Source organism: Schaalia odontolytica, from assembly GCF_005696695.1.
Lineage (GTDB): Bacteria > Actinomycetota > Actinomycetes > Actinomycetales > Actinomycetaceae > Pauljensenia > Pauljensenia odontolytica_C.
The window spans coordinates 604,622-629,645 of record NZ_CP040006.1 but is presented as its reverse complement, the minus strand read 5'-3'; the positions used below and the strand labels follow the sequence as shown (position 1 = coordinate 629,645).

General features: G+C 68.0%; 24 protein-coding genes and 1 tRNA gene. 4 read left to right on the top strand and 21 right to left on the bottom strand.

Going from position 1 to position 25,024, the window contains the following annotated elements:
• Positions 1-9: 9 nt before the first annotated feature.
• Positions 10-1,140: an Mrp/NBP35 family ATP-binding protein gene (locus FBF35_RS02725; RefSeq protein WP_060566509.1), complete on the top strand. Its 1,131-nt coding sequence runs from the start codon at positions 10-12 to the stop codon at positions 1,138-1,140.
• Positions 1,141-1,335: 195 nt separating this feature from the next.
• A complete protein-coding gene (locus tag FBF35_RS02720) occupies positions 1,336-1,965 on the top strand; it encodes an O-methyltransferase (protein WP_034465868.1) in 630 nt (209 codons plus the stop codon).
• Between the two features lie 64 nt (positions 1,966-2,029).
• Here the strand turns inward: FBF35_RS02720 and FBF35_RS02715 are convergent, their stop codons facing one another.
• From FBF35_RS02715 to dapE, 3 genes are all read right to left on the bottom strand, one after another.
• Positions 2,030-2,194, bottom strand: a complete 165-nt coding sequence (locus FBF35_RS02715; RefSeq protein WP_082632864.1) for a DUF3117 domain-containing protein — start codon at positions 2,192-2,194, stop codon at positions 2,030-2,032.
• A 192-nt stretch (positions 2,195-2,386) separates the two neighbouring features.
• The gene (locus FBF35_RS02710; protein ID WP_060566508.1) at positions 2,387-3,112 is read right to left on the bottom strand and encodes a TIGR00730 family Rossman fold protein; all 726 of its coding nucleotides are present in this window, start codon (positions 3,110-3,112) and stop codon (positions 2,387-2,389) included.
• 2 nt (positions 3,113-3,114) lie between these two features.
• Positions 3,115-4,296, bottom strand: a complete 1,182-nt coding sequence (gene dapE / locus FBF35_RS02705; RefSeq protein ID WP_060566507.1) for a succinyl-diaminopimelate desuccinylase — start codon at positions 4,294-4,296, stop codon at positions 3,115-3,117.
• A gap of 139 nt (positions 4,297-4,435) precedes the next feature.
• On the opposite strand from dapE, the gene FBF35_RS02700 reads away from it, so the two are divergent.
• Positions 4,436-5,209, top strand: coding sequence for a hypothetical protein (locus FBF35_RS02700; protein WP_060566506.1), 774 nt, complete (start codon positions 4,436-4,438; stop codon positions 5,207-5,209).
• A gap of 59 nt (positions 5,210-5,268) precedes the next feature.
• Here the strand turns inward: FBF35_RS02700 and FBF35_RS02695 are convergent, their stop codons facing one another.
• The 6 genes from FBF35_RS02695 to FBF35_RS02670 all read right to left on the bottom strand — a co-directional run bounded on the left by FBF35_RS02695 (position 5,269) and on the right by FBF35_RS02670 (position 10,752).
• Positions 5,269-6,450, bottom strand: a complete 1,182-nt coding sequence (locus FBF35_RS02695) for a BMP family ABC transporter substrate-binding protein (protein ID WP_060566505.1) — start codon at positions 6,448-6,450, stop codon at positions 5,269-5,271.
• A 171-nt stretch (positions 6,451-6,621) separates the two neighbouring features.
• Positions 6,622-7,740, bottom strand: a complete 1,119-nt coding sequence (locus tag FBF35_RS02690; RefSeq protein ID WP_060566504.1) for a mannose-1-phosphate guanylyltransferase — start codon at positions 7,738-7,740, stop codon at positions 6,622-6,624.
• Between the two features lie 79 nt (positions 7,741-7,819).
• Entirely contained in the window at positions 7,820-8,428 is a 609-nt protein-coding gene (locus tag FBF35_RS02685; protein WP_060566503.1) for a 50S ribosomal protein L25/general stress protein Ctc, read from the bottom strand.
• A 167-nt stretch (positions 8,429-8,595) separates the two neighbouring features.
• A complete protein-coding gene (locus FBF35_RS02680; RefSeq protein WP_060566502.1) occupies positions 8,596-9,567 on the bottom strand; it encodes a ribose-phosphate diphosphokinase in 972 nt (323 codons plus the stop codon).
• A 24-nt stretch (positions 9,568-9,591) separates the two neighbouring features.
• Positions 9,592-10,641, bottom strand: a complete 1,050-nt coding sequence (locus tag FBF35_RS02675) for a bifunctional N-acetylglucosamine-1-phosphate uridyltransferase/glucosamine-1-phosphate acetyltransferase (protein WP_060566501.1) — start codon at positions 10,639-10,641, stop codon at positions 9,592-9,594.
• A 40-nt stretch (positions 10,642-10,681) separates the two neighbouring features.
• A tRNA-Gln gene (locus FBF35_RS02670) sits at positions 10,682-10,752 on the bottom strand.
• A 111-nt stretch (positions 10,753-10,863) separates the two neighbouring features.
• Between FBF35_RS02670 and FBF35_RS02665 the strand changes: the two genes are divergently transcribed.
• Positions 10,864-11,496, top strand: coding sequence for a TetR/AcrR family transcriptional regulator (locus tag FBF35_RS02665; protein WP_034496902.1), 633 nt, complete (start codon positions 10,864-10,866; stop codon positions 11,494-11,496).
• 70 nt (positions 11,497-11,566) lie between these two features.
• Here FBF35_RS02665 and FBF35_RS02660 read toward each other — a convergent pair whose 3' ends face one another.
• From FBF35_RS02660 to FBF35_RS02605, 12 genes are all read right to left on the bottom strand, one after another.
• Positions 11,567-11,842, bottom strand: coding sequence for a DUF1540 domain-containing protein (locus tag FBF35_RS02660; RefSeq protein ID WP_034465842.1), 276 nt, complete (start codon positions 11,840-11,842; stop codon positions 11,567-11,569).
• A 322-nt stretch (positions 11,843-12,164) separates the two neighbouring features.
• A complete protein-coding gene (locus tag FBF35_RS02655) occupies positions 12,165-12,680 on the bottom strand; it encodes a hypothetical protein (RefSeq protein ID WP_060566500.1) in 516 nt (171 codons plus the stop codon).
• Positions 12,680-13,138, bottom strand: a complete 459-nt coding sequence (locus tag FBF35_RS02650; RefSeq protein ID WP_060566499.1) for a hypothetical protein — start codon at positions 13,136-13,138, stop codon at positions 12,680-12,682. Before FBF35_RS02650 ends, FBF35_RS02655 begins: the two co-directional genes overlap by 1 nt.
• Positions 13,139-13,322: 184 nt before the next feature.
• Positions 13,323-15,320 carry a pectate lyase gene (locus tag FBF35_RS02645; RefSeq protein ID WP_060566498.1) on the bottom strand — a complete coding sequence of 666 codons (1,998 nt, stop codon included), beginning with the start codon at positions 15,318-15,320 and terminating at the stop codon, positions 13,323-13,325.
• 307 nt (positions 15,321-15,627) lie between these two features.
• Positions 15,628-17,562: an ABC-F family ATP-binding cassette domain-containing protein gene (locus FBF35_RS02640; protein WP_060566497.1), complete on the bottom strand. Its 1,935-nt coding sequence runs from the start codon at positions 17,560-17,562 to the stop codon at positions 15,628-15,630.
• Positions 17,562-18,536 carry a 4-(cytidine 5'-diphospho)-2-C-methyl-D-erythritol kinase gene (locus tag FBF35_RS02635; RefSeq protein ID WP_060566496.1) on the bottom strand — a complete coding sequence of 325 codons (975 nt, stop codon included), beginning with the start codon at positions 18,534-18,536 and terminating at the stop codon, positions 17,562-17,564. The genes FBF35_RS02640 and FBF35_RS02635 overlap by 1 nt, the downstream gene beginning before the upstream one ends.
• 39 nt (positions 18,537-18,575) lie before the next feature.
• On the bottom strand, positions 18,576-19,565 hold the full coding sequence (gene rsmA / locus FBF35_RS02630; protein WP_060566495.1) for a 16S rRNA (adenine(1518)-N(6)/adenine(1519)-N(6))-dimethyltransferase RsmA: 990 nt from the start codon (positions 19,563-19,565) through the stop codon (positions 18,576-18,578).
• A gap of 64 nt (positions 19,566-19,629) precedes the next feature.
• Positions 19,630-19,836, bottom strand: coding sequence for a hypothetical protein (locus FBF35_RS02625; protein WP_241772551.1), 207 nt, complete (start codon positions 19,834-19,836; stop codon positions 19,630-19,632).
• Between the two features lie 643 nt (positions 19,837-20,479).
• On the bottom strand, positions 20,480-21,919 hold the full coding sequence (locus tag FBF35_RS02620) for a ubiquitin-like domain-containing protein (RefSeq protein ID WP_060566494.1): 1,440 nt from the start codon (positions 21,917-21,919) through the stop codon (positions 20,480-20,482).
• A 96-nt stretch (positions 21,920-22,015) separates the two neighbouring features.
• Positions 22,016-23,176: a resuscitation-promoting factor gene (locus tag FBF35_RS02615; protein ID WP_060566493.1), complete on the bottom strand. Its 1,161-nt coding sequence runs from the start codon at positions 23,174-23,176 to the stop codon at positions 22,016-22,018.
• Positions 23,177-23,395: 219 nt separating this feature from the next.
• Complete coding sequence (locus tag FBF35_RS02610) at positions 23,396-24,307, bottom strand: TatD family hydrolase (protein ID WP_060566492.1); 912 nt, start codon at positions 24,305-24,307, stop codon at positions 23,396-23,398.
• Between the two features lie 49 nt (positions 24,308-24,356).
• Positions 24,357-24,941 carry a DJ-1 family glyoxalase III gene (locus FBF35_RS02605; RefSeq protein ID WP_060566491.1) on the bottom strand — a complete coding sequence of 195 codons (585 nt, stop codon included), beginning with the start codon at positions 24,939-24,941 and terminating at the stop codon, positions 24,357-24,359.
• Positions 24,942-25,024: the final 83 nt, after the last annotated feature.

Sequence of the window (25,024 nt, the reverse complement as noted above, 5' to 3'; positions counted from 1 at the left end):
GTGGAGTCCATGCCAGTCACGCTTGATTCCGTCATGGAGGCTCTCGGCCAGGTCATCGACCCCGAGATCCGCCGCCCCATCACCGACCTCAACATGGTGACCCCCGACCTGGTCACGATCGACGGCTCCTCCGTCGCCGTCAAGGTCCTGCTCACCACCGCCGGGTGCCCCCTGCGCACCCAGATCACGAAGGACGTCACCGAGCGCGTGGGCGCCGTCGAAGGCGTCGAGAACGTCTCCGTCGAGATGGGCGTCATGGACGAGGCCCAGAAGAAGGCGCTGCGCGAGAAGCTCAACGGCGGTCGTCCCGAGCGCGAGATCCCCTTCTCTCGCCCCGACTCCCTCACGCGCGTCATCGCTGTCACCTCGGGTAAGGGCGGCGTCGGCAAGTCCTCCATGACCGCGAACCTGGCCGCCGCGCTGGCCGCGCAGGGCCTCAAGGTCGGCGTCATGGACGCGGACATCTACGGCTTCTCGATCCCGCGCATGCTCGGCGTGGACCACGACCCGCAGGTCATCGACGGCATGATGATCCCGCCCGTGGGCGCCGGCGGCGTCAAGGTCATCTCGATCGGTATGTTCGTGCCCGACGGCCAGGCCGTCATCTGGCGCGGCCCCATGCTCCACCGCGCCCTCCAGCAGTTCCTCGCGGACGTGTTCTGGGGTGACCTGGACGTCCTGCTCATCGACATGCCTCCGGGCACGGGCGACGTCGCGATCTCGATCGCGCAGCTGCTGCCCAACTCGGAGATCCTCGTCGTGACGACCCCGCAGGTCGCGGCCGCCGAGGTCGCCGAGCGCGCCGGTTCTATCGCAGCCCAGACGAACCAGAAGGTCATCGGCGTCGTCGAAAACATGTCCTTCCTGCCTCAGCCCGACGGCTCGCGCCTGGAGATCTTCGGTGCGGGCGGCGGCGAGTCCGTCTCGCAGCGCCTGACCGCGCAGCTGGGCTACTCCGTGCCGCTGCTGGCCCAGGTGCCCCTCGACATCGCGCTGCGTGAGGGCGGCGACCGCGGCGAGCCCGTCGCCGTCGCCTCAGGCCCTGCCGCCGAGGAGCTCACTGCCCTCGCCAAGCAGCTGTCGTCGGCGAACCGCGGCCTGGCGGGCCGCCCCCTCGGGGTCTCCCCCATCCAGCACTGAGCCCTCAGGGCTTCGCCCCGGCCTCGTCCCCATTGACGAGGCCGGGGTTTCGCATGCTTGTCAGGTGAGGTTTTCGAGTATTTTCGGAGCGCCAGCGCGCCCTTGCGCATCCTCGCCTGTACCCTGATGCCTGGGGAGGCATCAACGCGCAGGCGTACCTCACCCAGGCGATCAAACACGAGTGAGGATACGGCGATGGCGGACAAGGCCCAGACGTGGGTGTACACCGAGGACTACGTGGCGGAAAGCGACGCGCTGACCGCCGCACGCGCCGTCGCTACCGAAATGGGCGCTTCCCCCGTGTCTGCCGGTACCGGTGCTGCCCTACGCATGCTGGCGGCCGTCTCCGGCGCACGCGCGGTCCTGGAAGTGGGCACGGGCGCGGGCGTGTCCGGCCTGTGGCTGCTGGACGGCATGGCCGCCGACGGCGTCCTCACGACGATCGACTCCGAGTCTGAGCTGCTGGGCCACGCGCGCCGCAACTTCGCCGCCGCAGGCCTGTCCTCGCATCGTACGCGCCTCATCGCCGGGCGCGCCCTCGACGTGCTGCCTCGCATGGCTGCCCGCGGCTACGACATGGTCGTCCTGGACGGCGACCTGGAGGAAACCCCTCAGTACCTCGATCACGCGGTGCGCATCCTGCGCCCCGGCGGAACGATCGCTTTCGTGCACGCCCTGTGGCGCGACCAGGTCGCCGACCCCGCGCGCCGCGACGCGCTCACCGTGGTCGCCCGCGAGGTCGTCAACTACCTGCGCGATTCCGATGAGTTCGTGCCCGCGCTGCTGCCCGTCGGCGACGGCCTGGCGGTCGCCGTCAAGCGCTGAGCACCCCCATTTACGTAGAAGCGGCGGAACAGGAGATCCTGTTCCGCCGCTTCATCTCTATCTGTCAGATGGCCGCTCCGAGAGCTTCGGCGAGTTCCGCCGCCTCCTGCGCGGTCAGCTCAATGACGAGCCGCCCGCCCCCTTCGCTGGGAATTCGCATGACGATACCGCGCCCTTCGGCGCTGACTTCGAGGGGTCCATCCCCCGTGCGAGGCTTCATTGCTGCCATGAGAGTACTCCTTCTCAGAGTTATGCCCGCGCCTCCTCAGGCGGGGTAACATACCTATTTTACCGGATAAGCGCCATTTTTCCTTAACACATCGCAAAGAGTAATCAAAGAAAAATAAGCCAATCGATTAATTAGGCCTGTAATAAGTGGAGTTTGACAGAACATAGCACCCGCATAAAGGGTGTGAAACTACTAGGCACCCGTTGCCAGACGCACGGCCTGCTCCGGGTCGTCCACGACGCGGAGCAGGTCCACGTCACCGGGCGAAATCATGCCGGCATCGACCATCGAGGAGCGGATCCAATCGACCAGGCCCGACCAGTAGTCGGTCCCCACAAGGACCACCGGGAAGGAACGGATCTTCCCCGTCTGCACGAGGGTCGCGGACTCGAAGAGCTCATCCATGGTCCCAAAACCCCCGGGCATCACGATGAAGCCCTGCGAGTACTTGACGAACATGGTCTTACGGGCGAAGAAGTAGCGGAAGTTGACGCCCAGGTTTACCCACTGGTTCAAGCCCTGCTCGTGGGGCAGCTCGATCCCCAGGCCGATCGACGTTCCGCCAGCCTCCCACGCGCCGCGGTTCGCGGCCTCCATCATGCCGGGGCCGCCGCCCGTGATGACCGCGTAGCCGCGATCCACGAGGAGCTCGCCGATGCGCTGGGCGCACTCGTAGAGGGGATCGTCGGGGCGGGTGCGAGCAGAACCGAACACCGAGATGGCGGGGCCGACCTCCGCGAGGGCCTCGAAGCCCTCGACGAACTCGGACTGGATGCGCAAGACCCGCCACGGGTCCTCGTGCTTCCAGTCCGCGCTCTGGTCGGACTGGAGCAGCGATGCATCCGAGGTCATGCGCGGGATCTGGTCCCCTCGCAGGACGACGGATCCGCGGCGGTATGTGTGCGTCGGCTTGGTCATGGTCATGCCTCCCTATGTGGTGCCGGCGTCGGTGTCGGCTGCGCGAGCACGAACGCTCGCAGCGTGTCGTGCACCTTCACGATATCGGATACGGGCGTATGTTCGTCGCGCGTGTGCGCCAGCAGCGGGTTGCCCGGTCCGAAGTTCATGGCGGGCACGCCGACCTGGGTGAAGCGCGCGACGTCGGTCCAGCCGACCTTCGCGCTCAGCTGCAGCTCCTCGCCCCGCGAAGCCGCGACCTGGTGGGCGACCGACAGGAAGCGCTGGGCGACGTCAGAGTCCGCTCCCGGCCTGGCCCCCTCACACAGGTCGTCGACCTCGATCATGGCGCCCGTGCCCTCGAAGAGCCCGCGCACCCACTCCAGGGCGTCATCCGCGCGCGTGGAGGGAGCGAAGCGGTAGTTGACGGTCATCGACGCAGCTTCGGGGATCACGTTATTGGCGATACCGCCCTCGACGCGTACGACCGAGAGGGATTCGCGGAATTCGAGGCCATCGACGGTGACGACGGGGTTTCCGTAGGCAGCGATGCGCTCGATGACGGGGGCCATCGCGTGGATCGCATTGACGCCCATCCACGCGCGCGCCGAGTGTGAGGCCCGACCCGGGAAGTGCGCGATGACGCGCAGCGTGCCGTTGCAGCCGCCCTCCACGTGGGCGGCGGTCGGCTCACCCAGCAGCGCCAGGTCGCCGGCGAGCCACTCGGGGTGATTGCGCTGGACACGCCCCAGGCCATTGAGGTGGGAGGCGACCTCCTCGTGATCGTAGAAAATCCAGGTGACGTCGGCGCTCAGCGCAGCCTCGTCGCTGGAACGGAGGAGAGCGCCAACCTCGCACGCGAGCGCGAGCGCCGCCGCGCACCCTCCAAGCATGTCGACCGACCCACGACCCCACAGGACCGCGGCCCCGTCGCGCTCCTCGAAGCGACCGGGGACATTGTCGGCGATGGGGACGGTATCGAGGTGCCCGGCGAGAACCACGCGCTGGTCGAGGCCGAGACGGGTCCGCGCACACACGGCGTCACCGTCGCGCAGGATCTCCAGGGACGGGACCGATCCGAATCCGGCACCGCGCAGGGCCGCCTCGACGGCGTCAGCCAGGGGCCCTTCCTCTCCCGACACCGAGGGAATATCGATCATCTGGCGCGTGAGCTCGACCGGGTCCGTCAGGTTCGTCAGCTGCATGGTTCCTCCTTCATGGATGCCTCCAGGATAGCGGCGCACTCCCCCACCTGCGTCCCTCCGCCGTTTCCCGGGAGCGCGCCCCGGCCTCGTTCCTGATACCGGTTTTTGCGCGGACCACCCAAGGTGTTACCCTCAGCACATGACACGCTGTGCAAGCCCGTTGCTGTTTGCGGGTATCGCTTCTTTCCTGTCCGCGCGAACCGGGGGCCGTTTCCGCCTGATCATCGGCTACGAAACCCCTGAGAATCAGGACGCGGCGCGCGACGGCGCTGCGATCATCGAAGCGTCCGGCGGGCACGCCCTGCTCATGCCGCGTGCACTCCCCGCTCCCCTGACGGCGTTTTCGGTGCGCATGGTGATGGCGGACGGCGCCGTGTACGTGCGTGCGTCGGGAGAGGCCCTCATCTACCTGGGTGGGCGCGCGATCGACCGCTCGCGCGAGGGTGCTCTGGCCCCCGAGGCTGAGTTGGCCCTCATCAACGAGGCCGTGGCCACATGCGGGGACGGCTCGTCCCTCCCCCGTTCGCAGGGAGGCTGGGAGTCGGTAGGCGACGGAATGATCGGCGCGTACGTGGACCGCTGCGCCTCGCGTATTGCCTCGCTGGAGCCTTCCGGCGCACGCGCGGCCTCCGTGTCGATCGACGAGGCCTCGGGGCTCCTGGCGACTCTCCTGGAGCGTCTGGGCGTGCCGGTTGTCGAGGAGGGCGCTGCGCTCTCCCTGAGCGTTTCCTCGGACGGGCGCGCCCTGAGCGCCTCTGTGCCCGAGGAGCGGGTCCGCGCCGCGCTGGCGGATGCGCTGAGCACCTCTGCCGCCGCTCCCACTGGCCCGGGCCTGTACTGCGTGGACCCGGCTTTCGTGTTGGACGCGGACGGTCTGTGCGCGGGCGCGACGCTGGCAGTGCTGGGAGCCTGAGACCAAACAGTTGCGCCCCGGGGACGCGTCCCCGGGGCACTTCTGTCTATACCGTCAGCTCACACGTCGAAGGGCGTGGAGATGACCATGCCACCCGTCTCGATCTGGCCGGCCATGTCGGACAGGCCCAGCTTGAGCTCGGAGGACAGCATCGGCGTGTAGGCGCCAAAGCCCGTGAGGATCACGCCGCCCGAGGCCAGGGACACCGGGACGACGGATGCCTTCTCGCCCGCGGAGGCCTGGGCGATGAGGGTGTCCATCGCGGCCTTGTAATCCACGACGACGCCCGTCAGCACGGGAGCGCCGATGGCGGAGCGGACCTCGTCGGAGATCTGGATGTAGCTGAACGCGTCCGCGAATGACTGCGTGTCCACCTGCTGGGTCACCGTCGCGCCGGACTGGCCGGACATCGGCGCGGTCTCGGCCGACTGGGCCTCGTCGCGGGTCAGGCCCTTCAGGTCGTTCTTCGTCAGGCCCGACCACACGAGGCGCACGGTCGGGTTGGCGGCCTCGGTGACGGCGCGCGCTGCGCCCTCGTTGGCCTCACCGGCGAAGGGGGCGATGATGTCGGCGCCCTGAGAGATCGCGTCGGCGGTCGCCGCGCGCACCTCGTCGGCGCTGCCCGCGTACGTGCCGTCGCTCGTCACGGGGTTCCAGCCGAGCACGGTGATCGACGTGCCGTTGGCCAGGTTGTAGGCGTCCACACCCTGGGAGAACGCGGACATCTGCGAGCTGGTGACGTTGTCGCGCTCACCGCCGATGACGGCGAGCGTGCCCGTAGTCGTCATGCCCGCGGAGGCGTAGCCGGCCAGGTAGGCGGCCTGCGAGGCGTCCACGTCGACGACCGAGCCGTTCTTCAGGGAGGTCGCGGCACCCTTGGAGTCAACGAAGGAGGCGCCCACGAGGGCGAAGCGGACCTTCGGGTTGGAGCGTGCGGCCTCGGAGATCGAGGCGGCCATGGTCGAGTCCGTGCCCACGATCAGCGTGCAGCCGGAGGTCACGAGCGAGGCCGGGGCCTCCTGCCCGCTGGCCGCCTCGAAGGCGACAGACGCGTCGTTCGCGGCACCCGCGAGGGCGGTCGCGACGGGGTCCGTGGCGGCGTCGCCGTGGGCTCCGGAGATGGCGGCGCAGACCTTCGCGGAGGCTGCGGGGGTGGCGGCGGGCGTGGTCGAGCAAGCTCCAAGGGCCAAAGAGGCCGCGGTCGCAGTGGTTGCGAGGGCGGCGATGGTCCGCTTGTTCACGTGTGATGCCTTTCGTCGGGGCTTCTTGCTGCCCAACACGCTACCAGCCCCGCACCCCTGCGCGGCGGGCGGGGCGGCGCACCTCACCCGAGAGCGAACAGGACGCGGCGAGGCCGGACCCCCTCGTGGGAGCCCCGCCGGGCACGCGTCAGGCCGCGCGTCGGCGGCGCGTCAGAGCAGGTCGGAGCGCCCCTGGTCCGCGAGCTGGTCGACGACGGCCTTCACCGACTGTGCACGGTCGCGACGCGTCACGAGGATCGCGTCGGGGGTCAGAGCAACAGCCACGTCGGGGACGCCGACGAGCGCAACGAGCGGCCCCTCACCGTCCTCGCCCAGGGCACCGAAGACCGCCGCGCCGTCGGATTCGACGCGCAGCACCTCGCCCAGGTTACCTGCCTCCGCGACGATGCCGGTGAGGGCCTCGAAGTCGCCGAGGTCCGTCCAGCCCAGCTCGGCGTCGGCGGGAACGACGGCCACTCCCCCGTCGGCGGCGACGGGCTCGGCGATTGCGTGGTCGATGGCGATCTTCGTCAGGTGCGGCCAGTTGTCCGCCAGCACCTCGTCGAACCCGGGGGTGCCCCACGCGCGCGCAATGGTCTCCAGGCGCGCGTGCATGTCGGGCAACAGACGGGCCAGGTGCGAGGCGAGCACGCCCGCAGACACGATGAACATGCCCGCGTTCCACAGGTAGCCCGCCGCCACGTAGCGGGCAGCCGTGTCGGCGTCCGGCTTCTCCACGAACTCGGCGACCCGGCGGGCGCCGCGCTCAGCGTCGGCTTCCCCAGCCTCGTCAGAGAGGGCCGGACCGGGCGCGATGTACCCGTAGGCGGTCGAGGCCTCGGTGGGCGTCAGGCCGATCGTCACGACGTAGCCCTCACGTGCGGCACCGATCGCGGTTTCGACGGCGTCTCGCAGCAGCTCGGGGCGGGCGATCAGGTGGTCGGCCGCGAAAGACCCGACGATCGCATCGTCCCCGAAGCGTTCGCGCACGACGTAGGCGGCCAGGCCGATCGCGGCCATGGAATCGCGGCCCGACGGCTCGATGAGGAGGGTGCGATTATCCGACGAGGCGAACTCGGGTAGCTGGGCAAGCACGCCGTCTCGGTGCGCTTGGCCAGTCACGATGGTCACCGACGAGGCCGACTCCTCCAGGCGGTCCACCGTGCCCTGCAGGAGGGTGCGGCCCGTACCCGCCAGGTCGAGGAGGAACTTGGGGCGGCGGCGGCGCGACAGCGGCCACAGGCGGGTACCGGCACCGCCGGCGGGGATGATCACGTGGAGGTCACTCATGCCCCCAAGTATCGCAGATACGACGAGGGGGCGAGGCATTAGCCTCGCCCCCTCGGGGAAAGCGTGTGCTACGCGAGTGTCACTCGGCGTCGCCCTCGGCGTCGCCCTCGGCGGCGGCCTCTTCAGCGGCTTCCTCAGCCTCTTCAGCGGCGGGTTCCAGAACGGACACGACGACCGTCTCGGGGTCGAGCTCGACCTCAACGCCGGCGGGCAGCTGCAGGTCGGAGACGTGCACGGCGGAGCCGGCCTCGAGGCCCTCGATGGAAACCTCGAGGCTCTCGGGGATGGAGGTGGCGGCGGCCTTCACCAGGATGGTGAACTCCTCGAGCGAGTGAACGGTGCCGGGGGCAGCCTCGCCGACAACGACGACGGGGACCTCAACATCGACCTTCTCGCCGGCCTTGACGGCCAGGAAGTCGGCGTGCAGGATGTCGCGGCGCACGGGGTGAACCTGAACGTCCTTGACGAGAGCCAGCTGGGTCTTGCCCTCGATCTTCAGCTCAACGAGCGCGTTCTTGGTGCCGCGAACGATGAGGAAGAGGTCGTGGCCGGGAACGTCCAGGTGACGGGGCTCGGCGCCGTGGCCGTAGAGGACCGTGGGGACCTTACCGGCGCGGCGGGCGCGGCGGGCAGCACCCTTACCGAACTCGGAACGCTCTTCGGCAAGCAGGACGGGGTTGTCGCTCATGTGTCTTTCCTTCGTTTCTCAGGTCCGGCGTCGGTGTCGGCAGAGTGAAGGAAACGCGTGGCATTTCGATTCAGGCCCTGTCGATAACGGCGGATACGGATCCGCCCTCGCCGGAGCAACCCCAATAGGTTACCTCACGGCGAGGGCGGATGTGAAGCGGGAGCCGCTCAGTTAAAGAGCGATGTGACCGAACCGTCTTCGAAGACCTCCTGAATCGCGCGGGCCAGGAGCGGCGCGATGGAGAGGACGGTCAGCTGCTCGAAGCGCTTCTCAGCGGGGATCGGCAGCGTGTCGGTGACGACAACCTCGGCGGCGCCGGACTCGGAGAGACGCTTCGCGGCGGGGTCGGAGAGGATGCCGTGCGTGGCGACAACGATAACCTTCTTGGCACCGGCATTGTTGAGGACGTTGATCGCCTCGGTGATCGTGCCGGCGGTGTCGATCATGTCGTCCACCAGGACACATTCCTTGCCGGCGACCTCGCCGACGACGCGGTTCGCGACGGCGACGTTCGGGCGGGTGGTGTCGCGGGTCTTGTGAACGAAGGCCAGGGGCGCACCGCCCAGCTTCTTCGACCACTTCTCGGCGACGCGGATGCGGCCCGCGTCGGGAGAGACGACGGCGGTGTTGGCCAGGTCAACGCGGCCGCGCACGTAGTCCACGAGGACCGGCATGGCGAAGAGGTGGTCGACCGGGCCGTCGAAGAAGCCCTGCTCCTGCGAGGCGTGCAGGTCGACGCTCATGATGCGGTCGGCACCGGCGGTGCGGTACAGGTCAGCCATGAGGCGAGCGGAGATGGGCTCGCGACCCTGGTGCTTCTTGTCCTGACGCGAGTAGGGGTAGAAGGGAGCGACCACGGTGATGCGCTTGGCGGAGGCGCGCTTGGCAGCATCAATCATGATGAGCTGCTCCATGATCCACTTGTTGATGTCGCCCTCGATGGACTGCAGGACGAACACGTCGGCGCCGCGAACGGACTCGTTGAAGCGCACGTAAATCTCGCCGGAGGCGAAGTCGTAGGCCGTCACCGGCGAAACCCCACATCCGATTTCCTCGCCCACGGCGTGAGCCAGGTCCATGTGAGCTCGTCCAGAAACGAGGACGAGGTTCTTCTCTCCGGTGGTCACCAGTCCGCTCATGCGGTTGTCTCTCCTTGTGTTGGATCAGGCGCGAGGCGCCGCGATCAATGTGCCGATGGTGCTATATGGCGTGACCATCGTATCGGCTGCAACGCAGCCCTGACCGATCCACGCGGTGGGAACCACACTGCGATCCCCAATTTCCGCATCAATCAGCGTGGCGCTAGGACCGATTTCACAGCCGGTCCCAACGGTGGTTGTCCCCCGCAGACAGGTGCCGGGGTAGATGGTGGTGTCGGCGCCAACGGTCACGTCGACGTCGATCCAGGTGGAGGCCGGGTCGACGATCGTCACGCCGGCACGCATGTGGGCCTCGCAGAGACGGCGGTTCATCTCGGCTCCGAGTTCGGCCAGCTGGACGCGGTCGTTCGCGCCCGCGCTCTGCCAGTGGTCGGTGAGCTCGAGGGCGCCCGCGGTACGCCCGGCAGGGGCCGCAGCTGCGAGGACATCGGTCAGGTAGACCTCGCCCTGATCGTTGTCGGTGCCCAGGGAAGCCAGGGACGTGCGCAGGAAGTCCGCGTCGAAGGCATAGATGCCCGCGTTGATCTCGTTGATCGCGGCCTGTTCGGGGGTGGCGTCGCGCTGCTCAACGATCGCGGTGACCGTGCCCGAGGTGTCACGGATGATGCGTCCGTAGCCGGTGGGGTCCTCGACGCGCGAGGTCAGGACGGTGACCGCGTGGCCCGCGCCCTCGTGGGTGGCGACCAGCTCGGCCAGGGTGTCCGTGGACAGGAGGGGGACGTCGCCGTAGGTGACGACAATGGTGCCGGAGACGGGCTCGACGGCCTTATCGAGGGCCTCGAGGCCGCACTGGACGGCGCGGCCGGTGCCGGGGATTTCGTCCTGGTCGGCGATGATGGCGCTGGGCAGCACGCGCTCAATCTCGGCGGCGACGACGTCGCGCTGGTGACGCACGACGGCGACCAGATGCTCGGGGTCGAGGCCGTGGGCGGCGCGCAGGGCGTGTCCGATCATGGACAGGCCAGACAGGGGGTGAACGACCTTCGGGAGGGCAGATTTCATGCGCGTTCCCTGACCTGCGGCCAGGACGATGACGGCGGCGGGGCGAGACATGTTCCTCCTCGGGGGTCTGCGGTCCCATCGGGACCGGTCGCTCCGCCCCTAGGATTCGAACCTAGACTAAAGGCACCAAAAACCTCTGTGCTGCCGTTACACCAAGGCGGAATGCGTCCACTGTGATGATACCTGCACCCCTCGCAGGCTTTCAAACGCGACCCCGCGCCCGCTGGGCGGTCTGAGCGAAGTCCGACCCACGCCTCGTGTGATACTGGGGGCATGGCTGAGAAGAGGACACGAATGAGCGGCTTCGCGCGCCGCGAGCAGCTGGTGGCCGTGGGACGTTCCCTGTTCGCAGAAAAGGGCTTCGGCGCGACCAGCGTCGAGGAGATCGCCGCCCGGGCGAAGGTCTCCAAGCCCGTGGTCTACGAGCACTTCGGGGGCAAGGAAGGCCTGTACGCGGTCGTCGTCGACCGCGAGGTGCAGGCACTCATCTCTTCCCTGCAATCATCCCTGGAGTCCTCGGAGCGCCCACGCCTCATCCTGGAGAACGCGACCCTGGGTCTGCTCGACTACATCGAGCGCAACACGGACGGCTTCCGCGTGCTCGTGCGCGACGCCCCCTCAGATCGCACGGCGGGTTCGTTCTCCTCGGTCATGGGCGACGTGGCGACCAGCGTCGAGCACATCATCGCCGAGCAGTTCAAGCGCTCGGACTTCGACACCACCTGGTCTCCCCTGTACGCGCAGATGCTCGTCGGCCTCATCGCGCAGGTCGGCCAGTGGTGGCTGGATGACCGCCGCATGAAGAAGGACGAGGTCGCCGCCCACGTCGTCAACCTCATCTGGAACGGCCAGCGCGGCCTGCGCCCCCACCCCACGCTGCGGGTGCGCTCGGGCGAAGGACGCTGAGTTAATCTTTGGCAGATACGACGAGGCCGTGGCGGGTATTCCCAGCCACGGCCTCGTTAATGAGTCAGACTCAGCGCGCCTCGTAGGAGAGGCAGTCCGCGGTGCCCGCGCCGACCGAGATGGAGGCGGCGGTGCACTCGAGGGCGTTGTTGTGGGCGCAGTCGGCCTTCTGGCAGGCGCCGACGAAGGTCTCAGCCTTGCCAAGGCCGCCCTTGACGGTCAGCGGGATGAAGGTCGTGCAGGAGGTCGAGTAGCCGACGGTGATAGCGGCGGCTCCGCAGTTCTTCTCCTTGTTGTAGGAGCAGTCGGTGACGGAGCAGTCGAGGATGCGGGGCATATCTGCCATTGGAGTGTCCTTTTCAACGTGGCCCCGTGGGGCCTCTTTGTAGCCGGTCGCGACCGGGTTGGCCGCGCTGTTGACTCCAGTGATACGCCTTTTCGCAACATATCCAAAACGTGGCGAGTTTTCGTTGCAATTCCAAGGGTGCTCGCGCGTCGTTCGGGGGCTATTTTCGCACTCACACCATCACTAATTACGCAAATAAATGCGGCATTTCTTTTGCGTAATTCGGATAGGTGAGCCTGCGCTGCGCGGGTGTGGCAAACCTACCCTGATCGGCTCTCACGCACGCAATCGCCCGCGCCGCACGCCCCTCCGGCCTCGTCCCTCAGCGCACCCAGCGCCCCAGGAGCGCACCGCCCGAGGGATCGCGATAGGCCGCGACCAGATCATCAACGTCCATGAGGGCCACGCGAGCGAACTGGTTGAGTTCATGATGCTCCGGGAAGATGGTGCGCATATCCATCGGCAGGGGCACACCATCCATCGTTAGCCGCCCGGTGATGAGGCTGAGTTGTTCCACGCCCCAACGCCCATCGAGGCCCTCCGCCTCGGAAGGTACAACAATCGGCGCCCACTCCAGTCGGCGCCGCGCTTCGCTGCCGATACGCACGATCGCCCACCGGAGCATGAGGTCATGGTCGTTGCTGACGAAGTGAGGCCAACGCTCCTCGGCGTATTCACTCTCGCCGTAGAAGGACTGCGCGTCGCTCCCATGCGTCTTCCACACGTGTCGCCAGCTGCGGCCACAGTCCCACGTGAGCGCCAGACCATCGCCCTCACGCAGGTGCACCTGGGCTCCCGCGCTCATCGCAAAGTCCATGAGTTCAGGCTGTGCCCACATCAGCGCACCACCTTCCCACCAAGGATCCCCAGTTTCAGACACTCGATGGCCGTCAGGGGCGTATCTCCCGCAAGAAATTGAACCTGGCGAGCACCGCCACGCAGGTCAAACTGGGGAACATTGATGCCCGTTCGGATGCAAAAGCCCGGCGGCAGGCTCTTGATCTCATACTCATATATCGGATCGTGGAGCGCGAAAATGTCTTGGGCTCGCTCCTCGAAGTAATAGACTTGCCCCTCACGATCGAGGGGGATGTGCCAGAAGTACTTGCCCGTAGGATATCCGAGACGATCGACGTAGGAACCGTATGATTCGACGTATTCTTCCAAGGAGGTGAAGACCTCGACCGTCGAGCGATCCATGCGCGCGAGGACCGTCTCACTGTCGGGAACGAAGCGGATAGTACCGGTATCACGGAAACCGGGGGCATGAACGTCTGGAACATCCGAGAATGACACGGGACCCTCCTTGAGCAATCAATCGGCTCCATTGTAGGCTGCACCGGCTGACGCGACGAGCAGGCACGAGGCCGGTCACCTTTCCTCGCTCTCCAGGTAGCAGCACAGACACAGACGCACCTCGCCCGCGCCACCGAGGGGCAGCGCGGGCGATTGTGGACCGGAGCAGTCAGTCAGGAAGCGATCACTTCGCGGACCAGAAACGGACCACGATCGTCGTGCCATCGTCGGCCGGCTGCGAGCGCTCGAGATCCGCGACGTAGTCGTACGAGCCGGAGAAGTCAGTCGACGTCGGCAGGTACTGGGGCAGGTCAGCGAGCGTCACGTTGTAGACGCGCTTGCCACCCTCGACGGAGTACTCCATGTCGGGCGTGATGGCCACGCCGTCCGCCTTGGAGACCCAGTAGCGGTTGATCGTGCCGTGAGCGCCACGCTCGTCGCGCTGGTACCAGTAGAGGCTGTAGTTCTCCGTCTCGGGGACGGTGCGCACGACCTGATCCCCCACCAGCACGTGGTTGACGATCTTTTCCTGCTGGGTGGCCACGGCCTCGTCGTCGCGCTTGTTGTCGCGCAGCGTGATGCCGCGAGGGGACAGAGCGGAAGCGTCGAGGCCGAAGTCCGCGCGGATCTCCTCGGCGTAGGGGCGCACGATGAGGTTGTCCGAGACGGTGACGTTACGGATGTCGCCCTTCACTTCCTGGAAGTCGATCGCGCCGCGCGTGTTTCCGTAGAAGTCGTTCGTGGTGCCCGAGCGCACGAGCTTGTTGTGCGAGATCGAGATGCCGCCGTCCGTGTTCAGGTCGAAGTTGTGACCGTCGAACACGGTGTTCAGGCGAATCCCCGCGCCGGAGAAGTTGTTGACGATGAGATTGTCCTTGATGACGTGGGACTTGCCGCCGAAGAGGCCGATGGCGGAGGCACGCCAGCCCAGTTCGACAGTGTTGCCCACGAAGGAGTTGTGCTCGGCGATGCGCGCCTGGCTGTTGGTGGACTTGTCGATGCTCGACCACGAGGCCAGGCCATCGTCACCGTTGCCGCGCACCGAGGAGTTGCGAACCGTGGAGTTCGCCGTTCCCTGCGCGAAGTTGACACCGTCCGCGAAGTTGTTGCGGATACGCGCGTTCTCGATGACCATGCCGTCGGTGTAGGTCATCTGGCTGGCATCCACGTAGTCGCCCATCCAGAAGCCACACTCGAAGTGCTCGACCCACACGTTGGCGACGCGGGTGTTCGCGCCGGCGGAACCCGCGAAGCCCTTGTACTGAGCCTTCTCATCGAAGCGGGACTTCAGGTTCGAGGACATGTAGAAGTCGGTCATGGTCACGCCACCCACGCCGCGGTTGAAGACGAAACCGCCGCCGCCAGCCTGGTCGGAGGTGAAGCGCACGTTGGTGTGCCACATGCCCGCACCCTGGATGGTCAGGCCGGAATGGTCCAGGCCGATCTTGCGGCCGAACTCCCACGTGCCCGCGGGAATGTAGACGGTCTTGGAGGAGGCCGCCGCCTGGTTCATGGCCCAGATGAGCGCGTCGGAGTCGTCGACGCCGTCGCCGGGCTTGGCTCCCTGGTAGTCGGCCACGCTCACGGCGCCTTCGGGGCGCTCGATGGCGGGCGCAGCCTGCTCGAGCTCAATGAAGTCGATGCCGTAGGCATTCTGGTCGTCGCCAACCTTGACGATCTGAATATGATCGTCCTTCTGGATCTGGCGGCCCAGGAGGGTGTGGACCTCGTCGAAACGGAAGCGCGCCTTCCTGCCGTCTCCCGGCTCGTCGTACACATGGTCGCCGCCGACGTACTGCCAGGCTGTCTCGGAGGAGAGATCGAGGGTCGCGACGGTCTCGTTGTTCACGCGTACGTCGACACGACCGGAGGTGTGATCCGGCAGGGTGAAGCGCAGGTCGAGGGCGTTGGCAGCGGTCGTCGCGGTGAAGTCCACGGAGGAGTTCTTGCCGTTCAGGGCCACGTAGGACTGGCCCGAGGCCTCGATGGCCGTCGACTCGATGTCGTCGGAGCGCTCGAGCGTCGTCCCGTCGGATCGGCTCGCCTCCTCGGCCTCGTATCGCGTGTAGGGGACGGTCGCACCGTACTGGTCGTCGGCCGCGACCGCACTGGGGACCAGTGCGGGCACCAGCGCGATGACGCCGAGCAGGCCTGCTCCGGCGATAAATGGTCCGCGTTTCATCTGACTCTCAAGCCTCTTTTCATGCCCTGAATGGCGCTCGAAGCGCCGCTTCGCTCCTAGGTTCCACTTGTTGGAAGGAACCCGGGCACATAGTAGCGGATTCTGACCACTGTCAAAGAGTTGCTCGGAAATTTTCGCAGTGAAGAACCGTGAAATACCAACGAATACACAGCGCACCAATATTTGCACTGTAAATATGAATTTGAGATTCCGATAGCATGGAAGGAATTGAGGACGAGGCACCGAGGCCACGACTGCTGCGTTTCTAGAGGCACTTACCGCCGTCGACTACTACCCACAGATCCGCTCACTCGAGCAAATCCGCCGCCTCGAGCCAGGCCTCCTCCAGCTCATCCATCTCGGACAGGATGTCCTGGTGGGCCGCCGAGACCTTCGTCAGCTCGGACACCGCCGCAGGATCCGTCGCCACCTGGATCGACAGCTTCTCCAGCTTCGCCTCCAGGTTCGAGGCCTCGGCCCGCAAGCGCTCCAACTTGCGTTCGATGCGGGCCACTTCCTTCTTGGCCGCGCGCCGCGCCGCAGCGTCGCTCACGCCGCCGCGAGCGCTCCCCTGCCCCGCGCTCTCCTCACCCGAGGAGGCATCCGCGGAGGGCGCGGTGGAGCGGGAGGCGGAGCCGGCCTCGTCGGCGCGAGAAGACGGTCCGAAAGCACCAAAATCACCGGACGCGCGCATCTGCAGGTACTGTTCGACGCCGCCGGGCAGGGCGCGGATCTGGCCGTCGCCGAGGAGGGCGACTTGGTGGTCGGTGACGCGCTCGAGGAGGTAGCGGTCGTGTGAGACGACGACGAGGGTGCCCGGGAAGGTGTCGAGCAGGTCCTCCATCGAGGCCAAGGTGTCAGTGTCGAGGTCGTTCGTGGGCTCGTCGAGGAGTAGCACGTTCGGCTGGCTCATGAGCAGGCGCATGAGCTGGAGGCGACGCCGCTCGCCGCCGGAAATCTCGCTGATGCGCGTGTAGGCGCGGGCGCGCGTGAAGCCCATGCGCTCCGTCATCTGGGAGGCGCTGACCTCCTTGCCGTCCACGACGACTGTCTGGGCGACGTCGGCGACGGCCTCGACGACGCGCATGTCGGCCAGGGCGTCGAGCTCGTGCGTGTCCTGGGAGAGGGTCGCAACCTGGACGGTCTTGCCGCGCTTGACGCGCCCCGAGGTGGGCTCGAGGTCGCCGCGCAGCAGGTTGAGGATCGTCGTCTTGCCGGCGCCGTTCACGCCGACGATACCGACTCGCTCGGCGGGGGCCAGACGCCAGGTGACGCCCTCGAGGATGTCCAGGCGCGAGCCGTCGGGGCGCGTGAAGGACACGGAGACGTCCTCGAGGTCGATGACGTCCTTGCCCAGGCGCGCGGTCGCCATCTTCACCAGCTCGACGGTGTCGCGCGGCGGCGGCACGTCGGCGATGAGGGCCTCGGCGGCGGCGATGTGGAACTTCGGCTTGGAGGTGCGGGCGGGCGCCCCGCGGCGCAGCCACGCGAGCTCCTTGGTGAGCAGGTTGGCGCGCTTGGCGGCGGCCACGTCCGCCTGGCGCATGCGTTCAGCGCGGGCCAGCGTGTAGGCGGCGTAGGAGCCGTCGTAGATTTCGACATGCCCGGCGATCTGCGGACGGTCGCCGCCCGGGTCGACGCCGGGGACGACCTCCCAGATGTGCTCGCACACGGCGTCGAGGAACCAGCGGTCGTGGGTGACAGCCAGGAGCGCTCCGGACGCGCCGGGGCGGGCGAAGCGGGCGTTCAGGTGCGCGGCCAGCCAGGCCACGCCCTCGACGTCGAGGTGGTTGGTGGGCTCGTCCAGGCACACGATGTCGGCGGTGGCCGCGAGAACTCGGGCGAGCGCAACGCGGCGGCGCTGACCGCCCGACAGCGTGCCGACGAGGGCGGCGGGGTTGATGTCAGCGAGGAGTCCGGCGTGGATGTCGCGCACGGCCGGGTTGGAGGCCCACTCGTATTCCTCCATGCCGGGGTGAACAGCCTGGATGACAGTGTCCTCGGGGTTGAGGGTGTCCGCCTGGGTGAGGACGGCGACGCGCACGCCGTCGCGTCGGGTCACCACTCCCCCGTCGGGTTCCTGCGTGCCGGCGACAATGCGCAGGAGCGTGGACTTTCCGGCGCCATTGGGGCCGAGGATGCCGACGCGGCTGCCGTCGTCGAGGCCGACCGTAACCCCTTCGAGGAGCTTGCGCGACCCCGCGAGGGCGCCGACGTTCTGGGTTCCGAGCAGGTGCGCCATCAGATGGCCTCCGTCGATTCGATGCGGGCGCCGCAGGCGGGCCCGTGGGTGGGGATCGCGCGCGCGACCGTGGGAGCCTCGCTCAGGGCGTCCGCGAGCGCGCGGGCGTGCTCGGCGTCGCGCACGAGGGCCGCGACGGTCGGGCCGGATCCGGACAGCGTGACGGCCAGGGCTCCCGCATCCTTCGCGGCACCGATGGTCTCGGCCAGCTCGGGGCGCAGGCGCAGGGCGGGTGCCTGCAGGTCATTGACGAGGCAGTGGCCCAGTTCCTCGGGTTCCCCGCACAGGGCGGCGACTTCCTCAGGCGCGGGTTCGGCGAGGGCGGGCGCACCCGCCGCGTCGACTCGGTCGAACTCGCGGAACACCTCGGGGGTGGACAAGCCCTCGTGGGACAGGAGCATGACCCAGTGGTGGCGGCCCTCCTCGTCCCCGTCGCGCAGGACGCTCATGTGGTCGCCGCGCCCGGTTCCCAGCGCGATGCCGCCCGCCAGGCAGGCGGGGACGTCGGCACCCAGCGAGCGGCCGATCGCCTGCAGCTGCTCGTCGCCCAGGCCCAGCTCCCACAGCTCGTTGCAGGCCACCAGGGCGGCGGCCGCGTCGGCGGACCCGCCGGCCATGCCGCCGGCGACGGGGACGCGCTTGTCGACGCGGATACTCAGGCCCGCGGCGGTAGACGCCCAGGGGCCCGCGGCGGCGAGGCGCTGGAGGACGCGCGCGGCGCGCACAGCCAGGTGGGTCTGCGGGTCCACGTCCGCCATGGCGCGGGTCGTGGCCTCGTCGATGCTGCCGTCGGGCAGGTACGCGATCGTCTCGACGCGCACGCCGGGTGTCTTGGAGGTGCGCACGGTGACGGTTTCGCGCAGGTTCAGGGCCTCGAAGACCGTGACGAGGGGGTGGTAGCCGTCGGGCGTGGGCGCGCCGACGCGCAGGGTCAGGTTGACTTTTCCGGGCGCACTGGCGCGCACTTCACGCATGGCGTTCCTTCTTCCTACCGCTTGTCTGACCGACAACCCTCAGCGGGCCGCGGTCGACGCCGCGAGGGTGCCGTTGGCGCGGGCCTCGATGACGGCGCGTCCCAACTCGACGAACTCGTCGATCGAGAGGGTCTCGCCGCGGCGCGTCGGGTCAATGCCGGCGGCCGACAGGAGGGCCTCGGAGGCCTCGGGGCTGCCCGCCCAGTTCTTGAGGGCCGCGCGCAGGGTCTTGCGGCGCTGGCCGAAGGCCACGTCGGTGACCTCGAAGGTGGCGCGGCGCAGCTCGTCGTCGCCGCGCGGGGTCTCAAGGCGCGTGAGGCGCACGAGGGCGCTATCCACGCCGGGCACGGGCCAGAACACGGAGCGGCCGATCGTCCCGGCGCGCTCAACCGAGCCGTACCAGGAGGCCTTCACGGAGGGCACGCCGTAGGTGCGAGATCCGGGGCCGGCGGCCAGGCGGTCCGCGACCTCGGCCTGGACCATGACGACGACGCCCTGGATGGAGGGGAAGGCCTCGAGCATGTTGAGCAGAACCGGCACGGCCACGTTGTACGGCAGGTTCGCGACGAGCTTGGTGGGGGCGGGCCAGTCCACGCCGAAGTCATCGACACCGCTGATTTCCGTGGCGTCCATGGTGACGACGTGGAAGCGGTCGGCGGCCTCGCTCATACGGGCGCGCACGGTCTCGGGCAAGGCCGCTGCCAGGGGCGGGTCGATCTCGACGGCCCGCACGCGGGCGCCGACTTCCAGGAGCGCGAGCGTCAGGGAGCCAAGGCCGGGGCCGACCTCGACGACCTCGTCGCCTTCTTCGACGCCACCGGCTGCGACGATCTTGCGCACCGTGCCCGCGTCGTGCACGAAGTTCTGGCCCAGCACCTTGGTGGGGCGGATACCGAGCGCCTCGGAGATGGCCTTGACTTCAAGGGGACCGAGCAGGCCCGTCTCGGAGGGCACGGCCCCCTCGGGCAGGGTCGGGTCGAGGCGGCGGCGCGTGTCGCGCTGGTTACGGGGGCTGGAGGATCGGCTCACGCTGGCAAGTCTAGTGCACGGGACCGACGAGGCCGGGGCTGGGGGCACTGTGAGGCTCAGAGCGTCACTGGGCGGGGGCGGGCGGCAGGACGACGCGCACCTCATACTTGCTGGCCTGCTCGCCCAGAACGGCGTTGACCTGCTTCTTCACGACGTCTTCCAAACGCCCCTGCGCCTTGTCAAGCAGGCCCTTGGAGACAGCTTCGTCTGCTGCGGCGGCTTCCCGATCCGCCAGGAAGGTGGTAACCTCTCCGACCTCGCGCCGCTGCACCTGAGACAGGATGCGCCCCAGCGCGAAGATTCCACCTGATCGGGAGCATTCAACCTGTTAGGGAAGATTCCACCCGATCAGAAGAGGTTGAATCTTCCCGATCGGGTGTAACACCTCATCGGTCACAAGCCTCGTCGCGGAGCTGACCGCCCGTGACCTCCCCCCGTCATAGCCGGCGACGCCCCACCGGCGTTTATCGGCACCCCGCCGGGCAGCGCTGCACTAGTTAGGGAGCATTACACCAGTTAGGGAGCATTACACTAGCTCCGAACTGGTGCAACACGCCGCTAAGTGGTGTTACACCACTTAGCAACAAGGCGCATCGCGGAGCAGTGACTCGACGCAGCATCGAAGAGACACTTCGGCCCAAGCGCCAGACCCCACATCGAACGCAGGCGTGCGCCTCGACCCCGGCAAGGCGCTGCGGCGCGCGCACGTTAGCCCCTGAAATGCGCACGTTAACCCTCTATTTGGTGTGTTAACCCTCTCATGTGAGCGCGGGCGTGGATGCCCAGACTGGCATTAGCGGGCCTACGTGCGGAATTGTGGCGGGAGCACGTGGCGGGCAGCTACCCATAGACACAAACAAAAGCCGGGCCCAACAACCCTCGTTGTCAGGCCCGGCCCTCACTAGCTCTCAGGCTTAGTACCAGCCCACGGCATTCGAGTGCGCCCAGGCGGAGCAGGGCGTGCCGTAGCGACCCTTGATGTAGCCAATGCCCCAGTTGATCTGGGTGATCGGGTTGGTACGCCAGTCGGCGCCGGCCGAGGCCATCTTGGAGCCCGGCAGCGACTGCGGGATGCCGTACGCACCCGACGAGGCGTTCTCAGCGTAGGGGTTCCACTGCGACTCGCGGTTCCACAGGAGGACCAGGCACTGGTACTCGCTGTCGCCCCAGCCCTGGGCTGCGACGAGGGGCTTGGCCAGCGAACGCGGATCCTCACCGGAGTAGTTCGTGGGGACGGCGCCGGCGGCAGCAGCGGCAGCAGCAGCGGCGGCAGCCGTAGCAGCGTCCGCATTCTTCGTGTCGGCTGCGATCGCGGCGATCTCTTCCTTCGTGGAGATCGTGCCGAGCTTCGCACGGTAGCGCACGGAGGTCGTACCGTCCGCCTCAACCTTTTCCTCGAGGGTGGCCTTCGGGTCAATGCCGGCGGCGACGAGGGCGGCCGGGGTGGCCTCCTTCGTTCCCTCGCTGCGCACCTGGGTCACAGGCTGGGACGTGGAGTGCTCGGTGATCGGCACGGAGGTCAGGACCTCGTCGCCCTTCTTCTCCTGCCACACGGTCCACGTGGTTGCGCCGTTGACGCCGACCGTCGTCACCTGGGATTCACCGACGAAGAGGTCGGAGCTGGTCGTCGTCGTCTCACTGAAGGGGATTTCGACGGTCTCGGTGGCCTCACCGCGGGTCACGCGGCTGACGTTGATCGACAGCTCGCCGGCCTCGCCCGTCGTGACGTTCACGCGGTCGAGGGGGTGCACGGAGACGCCGGAGGCCTCGAGGATCGCGCGGGCGTCCTGTCCGGGACGTGCGGCGACCTCACGCGTGGTGCCATCCACCGTGACGACGACGTTGCGGGCGCGCGACACGAGCGGGGTGAGCTCGTCACGCGACGAGGAACGGTCTGCGGCGAGGCTGACGGCCGAGCCCAGCGGAGCGGCGTCCGCGAGGATCGCATCGGCCGACGAGGCCGTAGTCCACAGGGTACGAGTCTGACCGTCGACGGTCACCGTGTACGGCTTGGAGGTGCGCACGACGATCGTGTCGCCGTCGCGCACGGCCTCGCCGGTGCCGGGCTGAACGAGGTCGTTGCTGCCAACGCTCACGCCCGCGGCATGCAGCGCGTCGCCGACGGTGTTACCCCAGGAGGTCACGGGGCGCGAGACGCCGTTGACCTCGAGCATGACGGATGTGTGCGAGGAGGCGACACCGACGCCGGCGACGCCGAGGACACCCGCCGAGGCGAGGGCGGCAACACTCAGGACGATGCGCGGGGAAGGCGCGAAGGAACGCACGTGGGCGCCCAGGACGTGCAGGGCGCTTGCGGCGGACGCACTCAGGGAGGTGCTCAGGTGGTGGTTCACGATTCTCCAGTTACTCGCTATTGGTACTGCCGGTCAGCTTAACGTGCACGCACGCGGGCGCGCCAGGGTCTGGCCGCGCCCGCGTGCAATGTCACGTCAGACGAGGCCCAGCTTGTAGGCGCAGCCCCACTGGCCCCAACCGGAGCGCTGCTGGAGCATGCGCGCACGCATGGTCTGCTCCTCCACGGAGGCGTCGGAGGGCAGGCCGGAGCCGCCCACGGAACGCCACGTCGGCAGAGAGAACTGGTACATGCCGTAGTAGCCGTTGCCCGTGTTGATCGACGGGTTGCCGCCGGACTCGCACTGGGCGATGGCAGCCCAGATCGAAGCGTCGTCGCCAGAGACGGCGGCGGGAGCAGAAGCAGACGAACCAGACGAGGAGGAGCCCGAAGAAGCGGACGAGGACGACGAGCTGGACGAGGTATCCTCGGCCTTCTTCGCCTTCGTGCCCTTGGAGACGATGCGCTTGGTGGGCTCGGTGCGGGTCGTGGACAGGACGGCGGAGACGGTGACGTTGCCGTCGATGGTCTCCTGGTAGGTCTCGGTCACCTCGGAGCCGGCCACGCCTTCCTGCACGGTCTTCTCGGTACCCTCTTCGGCCTCGGCGTCCTCACGCTCTTCGGTCTCGTACGGGATCTCGGTCGTGGAAGAGACGGTGCCACGCACGACGCGCGCAACGCGCAGGGTGGCCTCGCCGCCGTTGTGCTCCATGGTCACACGGTCGATCGGACCGGCGCTGACACCGGCCTTCTCGAGGATCGCGGTCGTGCCCTCGTCGGAGGAGACGACGACGTCCGTCGTGGTGCCGTCGGCGACGACGTGGACGGTCTGGCCGGCCTCGGCGACGGGCATCTCGGCGCGGGTGTAGGAGCGGTCGGCCGCCATGGACGCGGCGGAGGCCGGCAGGGCCGAGAGCACGCCGGAAATCGACGAGGCCGTGGACCACGCCGTGGTCTGGTTGCCGTCAACCGTCACGTCGTACTCGGTCGCGGTGCGCACGACGACGGTGTCACCGCTCGCGACGGTCTGGTTGGAGGCGGGGGCGACGAGGTCGTGGTCGCCGACGGTCACGCCCGCGCTGTGCAGAGCATCGCCGGCGGTCGTGAAGAAGCCTGAGACATCGTGGGGCACGCCGTCAACTTCGACGGTGACGTGGCGATAGGAGGTACCAATGGCAGTGGCCGCGGTGCCGGCCACGACAAGGGCCGTCGCGGCTGCGACGGAAATGACGGTTGTACGAGAGGGCTGAAAGCTCACGTGTCTCCAGACTTTGTAGGTTCCGTTTCGGGGCCGCGCCAACGCATCCCCGCGGACTGCGGGCGCATCAGACGGGCAGGCCAATTCGGACTGACACTCCCACCGTAACCAATTTGTTACCGTCGCGCGACCACTTTGACGCAATTCACCAGTCAGAGAACGCGCGCAGAAAGGTCGCGCGAAGCCCGATAACCCGCGCTCATCACAGGAGAGATACCCTCACCAGGTGCCGTAGACCGCCTCGGTGTTCGCCCGCAGCTGGTCGCACGCCGCCGCCTCGCTGACGCCCCACTGATCCGCAATGAAACGCACGGTGTGCGCCATGACGTACGAGGCGTTGGGACAGCCACGCCACGGCACGGGCGTCAGGTACGGGGCGTCGGTCTCGACCAGGACGAGCTCGCGCGGAAGGACCGCGAGCGCGGCGCGCAGGTCGGAGTTCGCGGGGTAGGTAATAGGGCCGGCGAAGGAGGCGTACCATCCGCGCTCGGCGAGGCGCTCGGCCATCGCCGCGTCCCCCGAGTAGCAGTGGAAGACGATGCGCTGGTCCGCGCTCGCGCGCTCGCCGAGAATCGCGAGGGTGTCCTCGTGGGCGTCGCGGTCGTGGATCTGCAGGGGCAGGCCGGCGCGCTGCGCCATGTCGATGTGCGCGCGGAAGGATTCCTTCTGCGCCTCGCGGCCCGGGTCGGCGGTGCGGAAATAATCCAGGCCGCTCTCCCCCACCGCGACGACCATCGGATCGTCCAGCCGAGCCTCGACGGCGGCCAGGGCCTCGTCGAGGGGCACGTGGTAGTCACGCACAACGGGGACCAGACCGTCGGGCGAAGGATCCGCGCAGCCCGCGTGCAGCGCCGCATCGTTGGGGTGGATCGCGATCGCGACGCGCACGCCCTCGTGAGCGCGCGCCAGCTCGATCATCGGATCGAAGTCGGGCAGCTCGCAGGCGCTCGAGATCATCCGAGTGACGCCCACCTCGCGGGCACGATCCAGCTGTTCCTCGAGGCTGAGCGCCACGCCCTCGCGCCGGGGGATCTCGCCGACGTGGGTGGGCAGGTGCGTGTGGTTGTCTACCACGGGCGCCGCCAGGGGCGCGGGCGCGTCGGGCCAGGGACGAGGCTTACGCGGGCTCATGCGAGGGCAGTGACCTTTCGGGGAGGGACGGGAACGAGGCGGGCGCGCGTCAGCGGGCGAGCACGACGCCGCGGGCGACCTCGTCAACGACCTCGTCGCCGAGGAGGAGACGAACGATCTCGAGGCCGAGCTCCAGGGAGGTGCCGGCGCCGCGGCTGGTGATGATCTGCTCGTCGACGACGACCGGGTTCTCGTGGACGATCGCGCCACCCTCAGCGATGGCCTTAACGAACGCGGGGTTCGCGGTCGCGTGGCGGCCGTCGAGGATGCCCAGCTCGGACAGGATCGAGGGGGCCGCGCAAATCGCTGCGATGGGCTGGGACTCGTCTGAGCGGCGCAGCACCTCGGCCTGGATCGCGGGCGTGGCCTTCAGGTTCAGGGTGCCGGGCATGCCGCCGGGCAGGAAGAGGACGGTGTAGGTGGACAGGTCCACGTCCTCGAGCATGAGATCGGCGACGACGCGGATGCCGTGCGAGCTGGTCACGTGGCGGGCGTCGGTCACGGAGATCAGGTCGGAGCGCACGCCGGCGCGGTACAGGACGTCGGCGACGGCCAGGGCCTCGACCTCTTCGAAGCCGTCGGCCAGCATGATGGCGACGGTGGCGTCGGTGGCAAGCTTCTCGGGAGTGGGCATGATTCCTCTTTCCTCGCGGCTATTACGACAAGCGTTACTCCCAGGTTAGCGCAGCCGCACGTGCCCTGTGGATGCGCCACGGC